This is a genomic window from Pseudomonas sp. PB103 (assembly GCF_009764635.1).
In the GTDB taxonomy this organism is placed as follows: Bacteria; Pseudomonadota; Gammaproteobacteria; order Pseudomonadales; family Pseudomonadaceae; genus Aquipseudomonas.
Genome location: NZ_RWIL01000099.1, coordinates 24,830 through 39,466 on the forward strand (window position 1 = coordinate 24,830; position 14,637 = coordinate 39,466).

General features: G+C 54.0%; 18 protein-coding genes and 1 pseudogene. 12 read left to right on the plus strand and 7 right to left on the minus strand.

Annotated features, from left to right (window positions below):
- Positions 1 to 30: 30 nt before the first annotated feature.
- The gene (locus EJA70_RS17680; protein ID WP_256677696.1) at positions 31 to 585 is read right to left on the minus strand and encodes a hypothetical protein; all 555 of its coding nucleotides are present in this window, start codon (positions 583 to 585) and stop codon (positions 31 to 33) included.
- 304 nt (positions 586 to 889) lie between these two features.
- Between EJA70_RS17680 and EJA70_RS17685 the strand changes: the two genes are divergently transcribed.
- The 7 genes and pseudogenes from EJA70_RS17685 (at position 890) to chrA (ending at position 6,541) form a co-directional block, all read left to right on the plus strand.
- The gene (locus EJA70_RS17685; RefSeq protein ID WP_158832375.1) at positions 890 to 1,357 is read left to right on the plus strand and encodes a transcriptional regulator; all 468 of its coding nucleotides are present in this window, start codon (positions 890 to 892) and stop codon (positions 1,355 to 1,357) included.
- A 146-nt stretch (positions 1,358 to 1,503) separates the two neighbouring features.
- A complete protein-coding gene (locus tag EJA70_RS17690) occupies positions 1,504 to 2,094 on the plus strand; it encodes a hypothetical protein (protein ID WP_256677697.1) in 591 nt (196 codons plus the stop codon).
- A 145-nt stretch (positions 2,095 to 2,239) separates the two neighbouring features.
- Positions 2,240 to 2,848: pseudogene (locus EJA70_RS31130) on the plus strand (histidine phosphatase family protein); the annotation flags it as partial.
- Positions 2,849 to 3,399: 551 nt separating this feature from the next.
- A complete protein-coding gene (locus tag EJA70_RS17700; protein ID WP_158832377.1) occupies positions 3,400 to 3,609 on the plus strand; it encodes a hypothetical protein in 210 nt (69 codons plus the stop codon).
- The gene (locus EJA70_RS17705; RefSeq protein ID WP_158832379.1) at positions 3,606 to 4,082 is read left to right on the plus strand and encodes a hypothetical protein; all 477 of its coding nucleotides are present in this window, start codon (positions 3,606 to 3,608) and stop codon (positions 4,080 to 4,082) included. Before EJA70_RS17700 ends, EJA70_RS17705 begins: the two co-directional genes overlap by 4 nt.
- 163 nt (positions 4,083 to 4,245) lie before the next feature.
- On the plus strand, positions 4,246 to 5,190 hold the full coding sequence (locus EJA70_RS17710; RefSeq protein WP_158832380.1) for a chromate resistance protein ChrB domain-containing protein: 945 nt from the start codon (positions 4,246 to 4,248) through the stop codon (positions 5,188 to 5,190).
- Positions 5,183 to 6,541, plus strand: coding sequence for a chromate efflux transporter (gene chrA / locus EJA70_RS17715; protein ID WP_158832382.1), 1,359 nt, complete (start codon positions 5,183 to 5,185; stop codon positions 6,539 to 6,541). Before EJA70_RS17710 ends, chrA begins: the two co-directional genes overlap by 8 nt.
- Positions 6,542 to 6,645: 104 nt before the next feature.
- Here chrA and EJA70_RS17720 read toward each other — a convergent pair whose 3' ends face one another.
- Entirely contained in the window at positions 6,646 to 6,798 is a 153-nt protein-coding gene (locus EJA70_RS17720; protein ID WP_223656464.1) for a YHYH domain-containing protein, read from the minus strand.
- A gap of 255 nt (positions 6,799 to 7,053) precedes the next feature.
- On the opposite strand from EJA70_RS17720, the gene EJA70_RS17725 reads away from it, so the two are divergent.
- Positions 7,054 to 8,364, plus strand: a complete 1,311-nt coding sequence (locus tag EJA70_RS17725) for an MFS transporter (protein WP_158832384.1) — start codon at positions 7,054 to 7,056, stop codon at positions 8,362 to 8,364.
- Positions 8,365 to 8,404: 40 nt separating this feature from the next.
- On the opposite strand, the gene EJA70_RS17730 is transcribed toward EJA70_RS17725, so the two are convergent.
- From EJA70_RS17730 to EJA70_RS17745, 4 genes are read right to left on the minus strand one after another with little or no spacing between them, the layout of a single operon-like run.
- Positions 8,405 to 9,148: a TraX family protein gene (locus EJA70_RS17730; protein ID WP_158832386.1), complete on the minus strand. Its 744-nt coding sequence runs from the start codon at positions 9,146 to 9,148 to the stop codon at positions 8,405 to 8,407.
- Positions 9,145 to 9,582, minus strand: coding sequence for a YqaA family protein (locus EJA70_RS17735; RefSeq protein ID WP_158832388.1), 438 nt, complete (start codon positions 9,580 to 9,582; stop codon positions 9,145 to 9,147). Before EJA70_RS17735 ends, EJA70_RS17730 begins: the two co-directional genes overlap by 4 nt.
- 12 nt (positions 9,583 to 9,594) lie before the next feature.
- A complete protein-coding gene (locus tag EJA70_RS17740) occupies positions 9,595 to 10,731 on the minus strand; it encodes a nickel/cobalt efflux protein RcnA (protein WP_158832390.1) in 1,137 nt (378 codons plus the stop codon).
- Positions 10,732 to 10,738: 7 nt separating this feature from the next.
- Positions 10,739 to 11,038 carry a metal-sensing transcriptional repressor gene (locus EJA70_RS17745; protein WP_032894820.1) on the minus strand — a complete coding sequence of 100 codons (300 nt, stop codon included), beginning with the start codon at positions 11,036 to 11,038 and terminating at the stop codon, positions 10,739 to 10,741.
- A 513-nt stretch (positions 11,039 to 11,551) separates the two neighbouring features.
- Between EJA70_RS17745 and EJA70_RS17750 the strand changes: the two genes are divergently transcribed.
- The 4 genes from EJA70_RS17750 to EJA70_RS17760 all read left to right on the plus strand — a co-directional run bounded on the left by EJA70_RS17750 (position 11,552) and on the right by EJA70_RS17760 (position 14,146).
- Positions 11,552 to 12,289 carry a HupE/UreJ family protein gene (locus EJA70_RS17750; protein WP_158832392.1) on the plus strand — a complete coding sequence of 246 codons (738 nt, stop codon included), beginning with the start codon at positions 11,552 to 11,554 and terminating at the stop codon, positions 12,287 to 12,289.
- Positions 12,290 to 12,301: 12 nt separating this feature from the next.
- Positions 12,302 to 12,949, plus strand: coding sequence for a transmembrane anchor protein (locus EJA70_RS17755; protein ID WP_158832394.1), 648 nt, complete (start codon positions 12,302 to 12,304; stop codon positions 12,947 to 12,949).
- Positions 12,950 to 13,036: 87 nt separating this feature from the next.
- Positions 13,037 to 13,165: a hypothetical protein gene (locus EJA70_RS31135; RefSeq protein ID WP_256677698.1), complete on the plus strand. Its 129-nt coding sequence runs from the start codon at positions 13,037 to 13,039 to the stop codon at positions 13,163 to 13,165.
- 162 nt (positions 13,166 to 13,327) lie between these two features.
- Complete coding sequence (locus EJA70_RS17760) at positions 13,328 to 14,146, plus strand: AbiJ-NTD4 domain-containing protein (RefSeq protein ID WP_158832396.1); 819 nt, start codon at positions 13,328 to 13,330, stop codon at positions 14,144 to 14,146.
- Between the two features lie 42 nt (positions 14,147 to 14,188).
- Here the strand turns inward: EJA70_RS17760 and EJA70_RS17765 are convergent, their stop codons facing one another.
- Complete coding sequence (locus EJA70_RS17765; RefSeq protein WP_158832398.1) at positions 14,189 to 14,572, minus strand: hypothetical protein; 384 nt, start codon at positions 14,570 to 14,572, stop codon at positions 14,189 to 14,191.
- Positions 14,573 to 14,637: the final 65 nt, after the last annotated feature.

The window sequence follows — 14,637 nt, forward strand, 5'->3', positions numbered from 1 at the left end:
GGGTGTAAGCGTGCCCTACGTACAGGATTATTACTTATGGAGCTTACTGAAGCGACTCGATAGCACTGCAGCTTCGGTAGTTTCCCAAGCTTCAGGATCAGACGTAGCAATGAACATCACCCAGGCCCTCCACAGGAAAAAAGCGGCAACCAAGCTCGACTCAATTACTGCAAATACCGTAGTGGTATACATATAATCTGAATTTTCTCCAAACAAGAAAAGCACTGGAAATATCGAGGCGATCCAACCGGCGACGAAAGTTAGGCAAAATGCTATGACTGCAGTGACCGTCAGGAAAAGTGGGACTTGATATCTATACTGGGTTGCAAATGATTTCTCGCCGTTTTGCTTCGCTAGGCCGTACAAAATGCCTGTGTTTTTTTCTTTGTCATTATTTCTTTTAAACAAGCCATACAAAGTTACACTCTCGCCGCCCGCCAACTCTTCGTAAAGCTTGTTCGACACTTGCAAATTCGGGATAACTGCACCGTCAATGCTGATTTTAGCTTTATGTCCGCCGTTCATTCGATCAACAGATCGAACGTAGTCAACTTTTCCTGAAACCTTCACGCAATCGAACTTCATCACTCACTATCCCTGCCTTCGCTTAAAAAGTGGATCTGGTTCTTGCCAAGACGTCGCTCAGTGTCGATTGCAGGCAGGCTTACGCGGGCCATCAACGTCGGACTTGATGAGCGCGTCTCCCATCGAGACGTCCCTGGCCGTGTCTTAGGTGCTGCTCTCATGACCAATCCATCATCAATCCAAACATCCCGCCGCTATGATCAAACGACGGCTTGGCAAACCATATGTCACGATAATATCACCATGGTCTGTTTATCGAAACACGCTTGCCGTGGCTCTATCCTCAGTTTTGAGGATCCGACTCATGCATCTGAAAGAAGCGCTGGCAGGAGCATTGCGGGGAGCTCGTGCTCATCAGGGGTTGAGTTACGAAGAGTTGGCGGGGGCAACGCACAGAACGTACGTAGGGAAGCTTGAGCAGGCCCGAGCGAATGCGACGTTGGAGAAACTGGACGAGATCTCTGACTATCTAGGCCTCGATCTTTTGACTATGGTCACTCTCGTCATTGCTGCGCAGGGTGACGAACTTCCATCCGAGGCTTTGCAACGTACTGCCATGCGAATCAGGGAATTCGAGATGTCTGGAGGGTGGCAGTTGGTAGAGGAGCAATTCAGTGATGGAAAGCTCATCAGGCGCTCCCAAGGAAAGCCTAAGCAGCCGCTTAAAGCGGAATACATTCGAGCCTTGAAAGCACAAGGTTTCGACAGGAAAACAATCGCGGAAAAGCTAGGGGTTGCGCGAAGCACTGTCCAAAAATATTGGAATACCTGATCCAAGCTGAACTGCATTCATGCACACCGGTATGGCCGAGCCACGGCTGAACAGTTACGTTAGGAAAGGTGAGGCTGAATCACTATCAAAATCTCTCGATGTCTGACACGGCGAGAGGCCCTACCCCAGGCCAGAAGGTAGCTCGCATGGACGACGCTGCAAGGTTTACTTTTTACGAGAAGATCTATTTCTATGAGCTAGAGCGTAAAGAAAAGCTCATTTCTAGGCTCAATCTTCCCCTTGCTATCCTAGGCGTACTGCTCTCATTTTTATCCTATATGCTGGGCAAAGCCCCCAGCTCTCAAGACGGTTTTGCAGGCGTTTCATTTTGGATTTTTTACCTATCTGCGGTCTTTTGCCTGCTTTGTGGAGCATATTATTTTCGCTCGTCATGGCAACTGCGCGACTTCGACAGAGGGCTTCCAACCTTGTCTGAGCTGGAAATGTATCGGGCCGATGCGACGGCTCATTTTGCGGTTCACGGTGAAAATGACGATGACGCGGAAACCTACTTCAAGACGATCATTTTGAGCTACTACATTGAAGGCGCGACCGTTAACACGGTGAACAACGATAAACGTGGTGCAAAACTTGTTTCCTTAGCAAATTACGTAACCCTCACCATGATTCTCTCGGTGTTGTCGTTCGTGCCGTTCTACACCCACCAGCGGGAGCTAAACCAGCATGAGCAATCAAAAACCGCCTCCGCCACCGCCCCCCCCAATGCGCTTCGTTAAAGATCACGGAAAAGACCTTCCGAAATCTCCACCGCCGCCTCCGCCGCCAAAAAAATGATTTACGGGGCACAGGCATAAATCGCCTGCTGCCCTGAGCCAAACCGGGAAGAAAGGAATGTCCGAGTCCATGCGAGTCTCACAATTAGTGAAACACGTCAGGCTGATCCGCCATGGAGAAAGCGCGGCCAACGCAGGCGAACCCAGCCTCGATCACGCGAGCATCCCTCTTACCCTAAAGGGGGTCGAGCAAGCGCGCCAAGTGGCAGGGTCATTCGTCCAGGCCCCAGATCTGATCGTTGCCTCGCCGTTCTCCCGAGCCCAAGCAACTGCAATGCAAACAGTGGCTGCTTTCCCCTCAGTGTCATTCGAAATATGGCCCATTCACGAGTTCACCTATCTTGAACCTGCACGGTGTATCAACACGACCGTTGCCCAGAGACGAGATTGGGTGGACTCATATTGGGCCAAGGCCGACTTCACATTCATCGATGGTGAAGGCGCAGAGTCTTTTCTAGACTTTATATCTCGAGCTCAGTCTTTCTTAAATCGAGTTACAGAGCATCCTGCGCAAGACATCGCCGTGTTCTCGCATGGGCAACTCATCAATGCAGTGGCGTGGCTCATCGAGCGCAACCCACAGGAAATCGATGGCCGGGCGATGGCCGATTGGCGTGAGTATGAAATCGCTAACCACGTGCCCAATTGTGAAGGCTGTCTGCTGTCGAAGAAGCCTGAAGAAGCCGCTTGGAGAGTAAATAGACCAAGCCGGTTGACCGCTGATGCGGCGTCCGCCCTTTCAGCGAGAGAGGTGTGCCAGGTACTACGCGAGGTCATCTTCGGACGTTGCGGTATGACCAAGGTGGGCCAGGCGTCGTGGGATGAGATTTACGCCGGCCATCTCCACATTGATGTCGATGGTTGGCGAATATCGATCTACAACGACTGTGACACGCTCGACTATTGCGAGGAGTGCTTCAGCGCTGATGGGCGGCGGTGGTCGTTTGACTCGGGGGATCGCTTTGGCACTGATCAAGTTGCACTACTCAGTACATGGGAGCATCAGACACTGGAGCAGATGCTGAAGGAGTTGTAAGTCCGAATCGCCGTATGGTTGCGTGCCTCTGTGGGGAACGGCTGTCGTGAACCAAGCCTTGGCGTAAACGCCAGCGTTTTGGCCCTACGGGCTTCTATCCTCTCGCCTTCGGCTATCGCCTGCTCGCTCCGCTTGCCTGGTTGTCCTTGAGTGGATAACTCCACGCTTTCACTCCTGCTATTCTGCTGAGCCCAGACCATGGAGGTGCTCAAGTGCAGGGTGAATATTCGTTATCAGACGTTCTGGAAAGGCTGTACCAAAACCAACTGGCCCTTGAGGCTGCGCTCATGGAGCTGACCCTCCAGGTGGAAGCCCAAGGACATGCGGAAGTTGGCGACAACGTTCGTGGCGCGCTTTACATAATTGGTGAGAACGCGGGTCACATCAAACAGGGGCTGGCTCGGCTCAAAAAACTCCCATGACCCAGCCGCTTTTCGATTTTGATCTCAAACGCGTTTCCCGCACGCACTACATCACTGGAAAAGCTGCGATCAATTTTCCAGATCCAGGTAGTACAACGGGAGGATGGCATTTCCTGTCTTACTTCGACCGAGAATCCGGCGTGGCCAAGGTGTCTCTTGCTGGTATTCACTATCCAGACACCACCGATTTCTTTGGAGACGCTGGAGTCATCGACGTAACCGACAAGCTTGCGATGCGAGGCTGGTCAGAAGACGGCAAAAGGCTGTTCATGGCGGATCACTACAGAGCCGCAGCTGACATGGTTATCAAGTGGGCGTTAGGCGATACCCAGCACTGTAACGTCGAAATCGCTGATTGGTTCCCTTCAAAATGCGAAAGACAGGGATTGTTGATGATGTTGGATTTAGGGAAACCAGCGCTTTTACGCAGAGGAAGGGTGCAAAAAATGGAAGCTTGGCTTCGCTCGCAATGACCACCTCAAGTTTGCACGTCCGCTCCTTCTTCCGACCTGAATCCTTGCTACAACCTCCATCTCAAAATGCCCTCTCGACAATTCCTTTTGTTGAGCACCGCTTCCCAATCCTTGCACCATAGAGTAGCGTAGCGATTAATACATATTTAGTAGATATCACTACATGAAAAATTGGCTCGTATTGATCCTTGGTTTACCTACCGCCAACGCCACCGAGCGTATGCGAGCCTGGCGTGCCTTGAAAGCTTCAGGTGCCGCTGTACTCCGTGACGGTGTTTATCTGCTCCCTGATACCAGCGCTTGCCGCGAAGCTCTGACTTCTGTCGAACGAGACATATTGGCGATCAATGGCACCGCTTACCTCCTGCCTGTAGTTGATCCCAACGGTGAGCGCTTTCTCGAGTTTTTCGACCGCAAGGATGACTACACCAAACTTGGTGGAGAGATCGAAGACTGCCGTGAGCAGTTGAATGCTGAAAATGCACTGGCGACGACCAAACAAATCCGCAAGCTGCGCAAAGCCTACGATCAGATAGCGAGCATCGATTACTTCCCAGGTGAACCAAAACACCAGATTGATTCGGCTCTGCAGGAGTTAGAGACGGCAGTCAGTAGGGCCCTGTCTCCGGATGAGCCGCACAGCAGTAACCAACCGATACGGGTACTCAATCTCAGTGATTATCAGGGCTGTATCTGGGCAACGCGCAAACGTCCCTGGGTCGACAGGCTCGCCTGTGCCTGGTTGATCCGCCGCTTCATCGACCCGCAAGCGCAGATCCTCTGGCTGAACACGCCGCAGGACTGCCCAGTCGACGCCTTGGGGTTTGATTTCGATGACGCAACCTTCAGCCATGTTGGTAACCGCGTCACCTTTGAAACCCTACAAGCCAGTTTTCAAATTCAGATACAAGGTCTAGGTCGCATCGCTGCCCTTGTGCATTACCTCGATATCGGGGGCATTCAACCCGTGGAGGCTGCCGGCATCGAACGTGTACTGGCAGGGCTGCGAGAAACCATTACCGACGACGACCAACTGCTGGCTGCCGCGAGTGCCATTTTCGACGGTCTGCTCGCCGGTTTTGTGAAAGAGGAGCAGCCCAATGAGTAAAGTTATGGCACCAGAGGTTGAAGTGGATCCGTTGAGGCCTGAACAGATTAGTCTGCGTGAGGCGTTCTGGTTCTGGTTGAAGCTCGGTTTCATTAGCTTCGGCGGGCCTGCGGGCCAGATCTCGATCATGCACCAGGAGTTGGTGGAGCGACGACGCTGGATTTCAGAACGCAGATTTCTGCATGCCCTCAATTACTGCATGTTGTTGCCAGGGCCCGAGGCTCAGCAATTGGCGACTTACATTGGTTGGCTGATGCATCGAACGTGGGGAGGCGTGATCGCCGGCGCGCTGTTTGTGCTGCCCTCACTATTCATCCTGATCGCGCTGTCGTGGATGTACATCGCGTTCGGCGAAGTACCCGTGGTAGCCGGACTCTTCTACGGCATCAAGCCCGCCGTGACGGCCATCGTGGTGCAGGCGGCGCATAGAATCGGCTCTCGGGCACTGAAGAATAATTGGCTGTGGGTGATAGCAGCGGCTTCATTTGCCGCGATCTTTGCATTCAATGTTCCGTTCCCGCTGATCGTCTTAGGGGCAGCATTGATTGGCTATTTCGGCGGGCGATTGGCACCTGAGAAGTTCAGAGCCGGTGGCCATAGCGCCGCAAAAAAATCCTTCGGCCCGGCCTTAATCGATGACGACACGCCGTCCCCTGAACATGCTCGATTCAGCTGGTTGAAATTGGCCTCACTCGCACTGGTTGGTGCCGTGCTATGGGCTTTGCCGATGGGTGTTTTGACTGCGCTCTTTGGGTGGGAAGGAACCCTGACCCAGATGAGCTGGTTCTTTACCAAGGCTGCATTGCTGACCTTCGGCGGGGCGTATGCCGTACTGCCGTATGTCTATCAAGGCGCAGTCGGTCACTATGGCTGGCTAACCCCGACACAGATGATCGACGGCCTTGCGCTGGGGGAAACCACGCCAGGGCCGCTGATCATGGTGGTGGCTTTCGTCGGCTTCGTCGGGGCCTATGTCTCGCAAGTGTTCGGGGCTGATCAGGTATTTCTGGCCGGAGCTGTCGCAGCTGCCCTGGTGACCTGGTTCACCTTCTTACCTTCGTTCCTGTTCATCCTTGCGGGTGGCCCTCTGGTTGAGTCGACCCACAACGAACTCAAGTTCACTGCACCACTTACCGCCATCACCGCCGCCGTAGTTGGGGTGATCCTCAATCTGGCATGCTTCTTCGGGTATCACGTGCTTTGGCCGAAAGGCTTCAGCGGTAACCTCGACTGGCCCTCTGCATTGATCGCCATCGCAGCCGCAATAGCATTGTTTCGCTTCAAGCGCGGCGTCATTCAGGTACTGATGGCCTGTGCGCTCGCTGGTCTAGCAGTACATCTGTTGCGCTAGCTATCACGAGCGGATTAAACAGCGTCCGTCAGACACCGAGGCCCCTTCAGATCTGAAGTGACCAGCTCACACCAAAGCCCAGCCTGACGCTGGGCTTTTGCCATTTAATGGCAGTGGTAGTCGTTGGTTTTATGGTTGCGATGGCAACCTTTTGAATCAGTACCGCCGCTGTGTGCGAAGGCAGCAACGGACGTAATCGAAAGTAAAGCGGCGATCAAAATGGCGGACAGTTTCATCAGGGCTTGCTCCTTGCTCATGTTTTTATATCCGTGAGAGGTCTCACGCCCGGGAGCGTATGGCTAAGTGCCTTCACTGAGCAAGCTACTTCTCCGGAGTCTCGATCAAAGGTCGAATGCTTATTTCTTGAGCTACTCCTGGCTCTGGTTTAGGATGAATTCATATCCCCCTAGGGGGGATACAAAATCATCTGAAAACGAGAAACTCGTAGTTCTTCTATCTTCGGGAAATCTCAGTGACCAGATAGGCGCACGCGTTTCCTTTTGAGATTTCTCATGCTGAAAATCCTAGCCAACCGAACCTATCGCCATCTTTTCCTGGCTCAAGTGATTGCACTCGTAGGGACTGGCCTTGCCACCGTCGCGCTCGGTTTACTGGCGTTCGACCTCGCAGGAGCCCAAGCCGGCGCCGTCCTAGGTACGGCGTTAGCAATCAAGATGACGGCATACATCGGCGTTGCACCGATTGCAGCGGCTTTTGCTGAACGTCTACCGCGTCGGGCAATGCTGGTTTCACTGGATCTTGTGCGAGCACTGGTCGCACTTGCACTACCGTTTGTAACGGAAGTCTGGCAAATCTACGTGCTGATTTTCGTCCTTCAGTCCGCATCGGCAGCGTTCACTCCAATGTTCCAAGCGACCATTCCAGACATCCTGCCGGATGAAGACGACTACACGCGTGCGCTGTCTTTATCGCGCCTGGCCTACGATCTTGAAAGTGTCGCGAGCCCGATGCTCGCTGCCGCGCTCCTGACGGTGATCAGCTTCCACAACCTTTTCGCCGGCACGGTCATCGGCTTCCTCGCTTCTGCCGCCCTAGTCGCCACGGTGTTGTTGCCAAAGGCGAAGCAAGTACCACGACGCAGCATCTATGAACGAACTACCCGTGGCATGCGCATATTCCTAGCGACGCCCCGCCTGCGAGGGCTGCTGGCTCTCAACCTGACGGTAGCGGCTGCCAGTGCCATGGTCATCGTCAACACCGTGGTGCTGGTTCAGTCGCGCTTCGCTCTGCCCCAAAGCTCAACAGCATTGGCGCTGGCTGCGTTTGGTGGTGGTTCCATGATCTCGGCCCTGGTCTTGCCTCGCCTGCTGAAAAACATCAAAGACCGAACGGCCATGTTGTTTGGCGGAGGAATACTGGTCGTAGGCTTGGCCGTCGGCATCAACCTGACCACCTACAACTTCCTGCTGCCGCTGTGGATGGTGCTCGGGGTGGGCTATTCGCTGGCCCAGACTCCGAGCGGTCGCCTGTTGCGTCGCTCGGCACATGCCGAAGATCGCCCGGCGTTGTTTGCCGCCCAATTTGCGCTGTCCCATGCTTGTTGGTTGATTACTTATCCACTGGCGGGATGGCTGGGAGCCAACATCAGCCTCACGGCGTCGTTTGTTGGCCTCGCCGTGGTGGCAGGCAGTGCACTACTGGTCAGCATCGTGATCTGGCGCCCAGCTCATGATCAGGAGTCGATCAAACACACCCATGAGAATCTGCCGGGCGATCACGCACACATCGACGGCCAGGACGGTGTGGATCACGAACATCCATACGTGATCGATGATCAGCATCGCCGATGGCCCAACAGATGATCGTGAGTTCCTAGGGCTTGCTAAAGCTGGTGACCGGTATTCAGACCAGCAACCGTAGCGCTTGCAAAGCGGCAAGGTGGCCCGGATAGAACCAATATCCCCATTGCCGCACCGTCCAGACCTTGAAGGTGAAGGTCTGACGCAGTAGCCAGAGTCCTATCAGCGGCGCCGCGAACGCGGTGCTCAACGCCACCATTGAATAGACTTCCAAGTCCAGCGCCCTGGTTACGATGCTACTTCGAGTATTGCTCATCAGGCATAGAGCCGCTGGCAGCAGCCAAAGAACACCGGGGCCTTTGATTGCTATTAAGACAGCCGCTGGAACAAGTGCACCGTAGAATCCGTACATAAGTGGATCATCCAGCACGTAGGCAATCGCGGCGGCCAATAATGCCATAGCGCTGCTCAATAGGGTGCGATGTTGCCATCCCCAGGCAATCACCAGCCCCAATGCCAGCGTCACCAACACATTGAATGATCCTGAGGTGCTGATGTAGCGATAAGGCACTTCTGATATGACGGCGAACAAGAGCATCAACGCAAGGTATCGAACGTTCGCAGTAGTCAGCAATTCCCCCTGTTTAGAGCGTGCCACGTTTGCCGCAATGGCGACACAGAACAGCGGGAATGAAAGCCTTCCTGGAATGAACAGGTTGCTCATTTCCGGCCAGACCAATCGTAAGTGATCGATAACCATGGTGAGCATTGCCAGCCATTTGATCAGATCCAGGCTGGCGTTTCGGCTCTTGAGTGAAGAAGGCGGATTTGTATGAGCAGTCGTCATGTCCATCCCAAAGTGACGGCGGTCAGCACGAGATAACGCATCCCCTTGGCCAGGGTGACAATCAACAGGAAACTCCAGAGCGGCTCGCGCATGACTCCAGCGACGACTGTCAGCGGGTCGCCAATGATGGGCACCCAGCTCAATAACAGTGACCAGCGCCCGTAGCGCAGATAGGACTGCTGGGCTTTTTCTAACTTGCTCTCGCTCACGGGGAACCAGCGCTTGTGGCGGAATCGCTCAACGGAACGGCCCAGAAGCCAGTTCAGTGCGGAGCCAAGCACATTGCCAACAGTGGCTACCGCCAATAGCGTAGAAACGACGTACCGGTCGGAGAGCAACATCCCGACCAGCACGGCTTCAGACTGCATTGGCAATAACGTCGCGGCACCGAATGCCGCCACGAACAGACCAATGTAGCTCGTAAGTTCAAGCACGAAAGACTTGCCTCAAGCGTTCAGGCCGATCCAGCCATGGAAACCCACGTACAGACCAACACAAATGATCAGCACGCTGGACAGGTACGGAGCACGACGAGCCACGGTGCCCAGCCAAGGCCAACGGTTGGAGGCCTGCTTAGCACCAATTGCCGCCGCAGCACCTACAGTGACCAAGGTGAGCGCCAATCCGATGCTGAAACACAGGACAAGCATGCCTCCCAGCGCAACTTCTTTAACCTGAAGACATAGCAACAGAACGGTGATGGCTGCCGGACAAGGAATCAGACCGCCAGTCAGGCCGAACATAACGATCTGGCCCGTAGTGACCTCGCGATTGGTGAAGCGCTTGCGGATATCGCTGGCATGCGCACGTTCATGCGCATCCTGGTAGCCATCATTCGACAACTCTAAGCCTTCCAATTCGGAATGAGCATGCCCGTGATCGTGTTCCTGATAATGGAGATCGTAATCATGGGAGTGATCTGCATGTCCAAGACTCAAGCGAGCACTGAACTCATGTGGTTCCGGAATATCGACCGTCGACTCCAGGAAGCCGTCGCGCTCAACGAAAGAGAACGATTGGCTGCTACCGTCGGGACGAGTAGTCATCAGGCGAACATCTGAGGCAGCCCAAGCGTGCCCGGTCAGTGTCTTCAGGCGCCAGTGCGGTGGCATGCCTTCCTCGAAGATCGACAGCTCGATGCGGCCATGGCCGGTATCGATTCGATGGGTCTCGTCATGATGACCATGGTCGTGCTCGCCGTGGTGATGATCATCACCTTGCTCGAACTTGAACATCTGCTCGCCGCGCCAAGTACGCCAGAGCATCCATAGCGCAATCACGATAATCAGTGCAGAAGAGGCAAGCTGGAAGTACGGCTCAGTGGTTTGCGCATCCAGGCCTTTGCCCAGGTACATGCCGCCGATGGCGACCAACCACACCACTGCGGTATGCGACAACGTCGCGGCCAAACCTAACAAAACAGCCTGTTTGACCGAGCCACGGATGGCCACGATGAAGGCCGCCATCATGGTTTTGGAATGTCCCGGCTCCAGGCCATGCAAGGCGCCGAGCAGGATCGCGCTCGGGAAATACAGCCAGGCGTGAGCCCCGCCTTGTTGCAGCAGTTCAGCAAAATTGGGCATGACAGACCTAGAGGTACTTGGTGATTTGCTTGAAAGCTTCCAGTGGTGCGCGTTCGCCATTGCCTAGCGCCGAAACGGTGTCCTCCAGGCAGTGATCAATGTGATCCTGGATGAGCGTACGTTTGGCCTGGCACACTGCTTTTTCAACCGCATGCAGCTGCTGGGCGATGTCCACGCACTCACGACCCTCTTCGATCATGGTGATGATGCCGCGTAAATGCCCATCCGCCCGTTTGAGACGTTTGATGATCGCCTCATGACTTTGGTGGGTGTGGGGATGGCTGTGTTCGTGTTCGTGCTCACTCATGACTTGAGCCTCAGGCCTCAATGAATTACGCTGGCATCCTATCCCCCCTAGGGGGATCCGGTCAAACGCGTAAAAGCCCTATAAACCGAGTTGAAACCCTAACGCCATGTTCAGCAGAACACTGACAACTACGGTGGTAATCGCGCTTGCTCTCGCCATATTGGTGGCTTGGGCCGGGCATACCTATTCGTTATCAGTGGCGTCGAAACAGCCAGCCTGGGAGATCACGCAAGACGCCCATCACTCCCACGGCGAAGAGGCTTCATCAAGCTATTCGAGTCTTTCAGATCACTACCATTCGCCATTGACCCCTGATCACCAGCACGAAACACCGCAACTCACAGCGGCGTTGATGCTGGCGACATCCCCGATGCTATCCATCCGGGTCGATGCGCTTCGACACTCTGTTCCCCTGCCGCCGATATTCTTGATCGAGCGTCCACCCCGTCCTTCGTTCGCATCTTGACCTTGGCCGCACTACGGCCTTCGATCTCTGCAACATAGGATTGATATATGCATTCGTACTTGATGAGCGGCGTCGGCGCGATTACCGCGCCTTTGCACCGCCCCGTATTGCTGTTGTTTTTACTTATCGCTGCACTTTTCCTGGGAATGCCCGAGGCGATGGCTCACGCCGTCGCGGAAGGTGACAAAGGCTTCATCCAGGAAAGCTCCGGCGTCATGTTGCTGCCTTTCATTTACATGGGCGCCAAGCACATGATGACCGGGTACGACCACCTGCTATTTCTGTTCGGGGTGATCTTCTTCCTCTATCGCCTGAAAGACGTGGGGCTGTATGTCACGCTGTTTGCTGTAGGTCATTCGGTCACGCTGCTGCTTGGCGTACTTACAGAGGTCAGCATCAGCTCGTACATCATCGACGCCATCATCGGCTTCTCGGTGGTGTACAAGGCGCTCGATAACCTGGGCGCATTCCAGCGCTGGTTCGGTTTCCAACCCAACACCAAAGTGGCCACGCTGATCTTCGGCTTGCTCCACGGTTTTGGTCTGGCGACGAAGATCCAGGAATACGAGATCTCACCTGATGGCCTGATTCCGAACCTGATCGCCTTCAACGTTGGTGTTGAGATCGGCCAGTTACTGGCCCTCAGCGCGATTCTCATTCTGATGGGGTATTGGCGGCGCACCGGCAGTTTCTGGCGCCACGCCTATACCGCCAACGTCGCCATGATGAGTGCCGGTTTCCTCTTGATGGGTTACCAGATCACCGGCCTGTTTGTCTCCGCGTAAGGAATTCTGACCATGTTCAATACTCCGCTTCCCACTGTTAATGAATTGCCAAGCACTCGCAAACTGGTGCGCTCCACTGTCATTGCACTGCTGACTGCGGTCGGCCTGCTGGTGACAGTGGTTATGCCTTCGGAATATGCCGTCGATCCAACGGGTGTGGGCCGAGCACTGGGACTGACCCAAATGGGCGAATTGAAGATCATCCTTGCTCAGGAAGCTTTGGCGGATGCCGCGCCACCGCAAGCTGCTGCTCCAGCTCCAGCTCCAGCTCCACAGGTTGCGCAAGTCCAGCCTATTGCGAAACCTGCTGCTCAGCCGGCTCCCACACCCACTTCAGCTTTGAAGACTAATCAAATGAGCGTCACGCTCAAGCCAGGTGAAGGGACTGAAATAAAGCTCGAAGTCTTGAAGGGCAAGTCTGTTGGCTACGAATGGACTGCGGTTGGTGGGCCTGTGAACTTCGATACCCATGGCGAACCCTACAACGGTGAGAAGGGTTACTTCCATAGCTACAACAAGGGCAAGCAGGTCAAAAGTGATAAGGGTGAATTTACCGCCATCTTTGACGGCACCCATGGTTGGTTTTGGCGTAATCGCAGCAACAACGACGTGACCATCGCACTGAAAACAACCGGCGATTACTTGAGCGTCAAACAGTAATTCAAAACAGCGATGGCTGTCCTACTGCCGAAAATTCACCGCTCAGCTTGCGGCCACACCAATTATCAACTTTTGACGAGTCCTTCCATGAAAACCCCAACCACTCTGTTTCGTTCGATGCTCCTGATCTGCTTCCTCGGCCTGATGACGGCATGCGGCGATGGTGAGAAAGGAGAAACCTCCGAGAGGGCCGAGCACGGGCATTCACACGAATAACACTTTGGAAAACCACCAGGCCGCGATTGCGGCCTGGTGGCTATTCAGTTCTCAACAGTTGATCTGATTGGTTCCCCCAATAATGCGAGTACCTGGGCAATAGACACGGATAGGGAAAAACTCTAGCTTGATCAAACGAAGGATCATCGGAGCGGAAACGGGATGAAAGACTCTTTTTCCAAGCGCAACGGATTTCATAGCACCCAAGAGAGTGAAATCACTATCAGGGAGGATGCGCCGGAGGAGCTGCGAGGGTATTTAGTTCAATTGGCCTACGAGTGCGGATTCAAGCCCTCAGGCCTGCGGGCCATTCTTTGTAAAGCTCTAAAAAAACAGCCTGACTCAAACAACTGGAGCGAATTTCCCAACGTTGACTGGGAGGTGAACAATCTTCTCCAAGAATGTAAGTGGTACAAAGTTTATGACGTAATCGAACGCATCTTGGCCGATTTGGGTCAGCACAACTACAACCCGGATACGTACGAACATTTTCACACCGAGTTGAATGACTATTTCGTAGAGAATGGCATTGGTTGGAAGCTTGCAGATGGCTTAGTCGAAATTCGTGGCCCGGAGTCATTCGAAGTCATCGTAAAGAATGCTCGGGAGACAGTGAGCGAATACGGTCATGTGACAGCGGGTAAGGAGCTGCACGAAGCAATAGGTGATCTCTCCCGTCGCCCCTCTCCTGATCCAACAGGTGCCATCCAGCATGCTATGGCATCATTAGAGTGTGTTGCCCGAGAAGTCACTGGTGATGTCAAAGCGAATCTGGGTGACATTCTCAAACGACACAACACCATCATTCCTCCCCCACTGGATCAGGCTGTAGCGAAGGCTTGGGGTTACGCATCTGAAAATGGTCGGCACATACGCGAAGGACGAGAGCCTTCGTTCAACGAGGCTGAGTTGATAGTTGGACTGTGTGCCTCTCTCGGTAATTACCTCATTAAAAGTGCACAGGCGGACGCCCCAGATTGAGCAAAGGATGGTGATTTCCATCCATGCTAATGGGCGCGACCGTCACTGCAAAACTCGTGGCGTGAAATGGTGCTGACCCCGTGAAAGACGTAGGAAATCCCGCAGACTCGCACGCCCATTACCGCGCTGAAATGTTGCGAGCACGTACCTAGAGTTCTCGGTCGTCATCACCCAAAACCGGCCTTCACGCTCGACTTTCAACACGTCAGAAGTCCTGATCAGATGACCATCGCCAAACCGACCATGATGGTCTTTTCGCTCGTGGCCAAAAACCACGCCGATGCCAGCACGAGCTTTTATGGATACTCCGCAGAGATAGGCTGTTATCGGTTTGTCGAAGCCTTGCGCTTGTGCTTTTAGGATTCGTGCGAGATCGAAATCTGTATGTCGTTTTCCATGCAGATTTACATCAATTGTGTTCAGCATAATTGCGTTCCTTTCGCAGTCCGTATGGCGTTACCAGGAAATCTTCACGGAACCATCTGTGCTGG

Excerpts from the sequence above, each read along its gene's own strand:
- EJA70_RS17680 (WP_256677696.1), bottom strand. The coding sequence starts at position 585 with ATGAAGTTCGATTGCGTGAAGGTTTCAGGAAAAGTTGACTACGTTCGA.
- EJA70_RS17685 (WP_158832375.1), top strand. The coding sequence starts at position 890 with ATGCATCTGAAAGAAGCGCTGGCAGGAGCATTGCGGGGAGCTCGTGCT.
- EJA70_RS17690 (WP_256677697.1), top strand. The coding sequence starts at position 1,504 with ATGGACGACGCTGCAAGGTTTACTTTTTACGAGAAGATCTATTTCTAT.
- EJA70_RS17705 (WP_158832379.1), top strand. The coding sequence starts at position 3,606 with ATGACCCAGCCGCTTTTCGATTTTGATCTCAAACGCGTTTCCCGCACG.
- EJA70_RS17710 (WP_158832380.1), top strand. The coding sequence starts at position 4,246 with ATGAAAAATTGGCTCGTATTGATCCTTGGTTTACCTACCGCCAACGCC.
- chrA (WP_158832382.1), top strand. The coding sequence starts at position 5,183 with ATGAGTAAAGTTATGGCACCAGAGGTTGAAGTGGATCCGTTGAGGCCT.
- EJA70_RS17720 (WP_223656464.1), bottom strand. The coding sequence starts at position 6,798 with ATGAGCAAGGAGCAAGCCCTGATGAAACTGTCCGCCATTTTGATCGCC.
- EJA70_RS17725 (WP_158832384.1), top strand. The coding sequence starts at position 7,054 with ATGCTGAAAATCCTAGCCAACCGAACCTATCGCCATCTTTTCCTGGCT.
- EJA70_RS17730 (WP_158832386.1), bottom strand. The coding sequence starts at position 9,148 with ATGACGACTGCTCATACAAATCCGCCTTCTTCACTCAAGAGCCGAAAC.
- EJA70_RS17740 (WP_158832390.1), bottom strand. The coding sequence starts at position 10,731 with ATGCCCAATTTTGCTGAACTGCTGCAACAAGGCGGGGCTCACGCCTGG.
- EJA70_RS17745 (WP_032894820.1), bottom strand. The coding sequence starts at position 11,038 with ATGAGTGAGCACGAACACGAACACAGCCATCCCCACACCCACCAAAGT.
- EJA70_RS17750 (WP_158832392.1), top strand. The coding sequence starts at position 11,552 with ATGCATTCGTACTTGATGAGCGGCGTCGGCGCGATTACCGCGCCTTTG.
- EJA70_RS17755 (WP_158832394.1), top strand. The coding sequence starts at position 12,302 with ATGTTCAATACTCCGCTTCCCACTGTTAATGAATTGCCAAGCACTCGC.
- EJA70_RS31135 (WP_256677698.1), top strand. The coding sequence starts at position 13,037 with ATGAAAACCCCAACCACTCTGTTTCGTTCGATGCTCCTGATCTGCTTC.
- EJA70_RS17760 (WP_158832396.1), top strand. The coding sequence starts at position 13,328 with ATGAAAGACTCTTTTTCCAAGCGCAACGGATTTCATAGCACCCAAGAG.
- EJA70_RS17765 (WP_158832398.1), bottom strand. The coding sequence starts at position 14,572 with ATGCTGAACACAATTGATGTAAATCTGCATGGAAAACGACATACAGAT.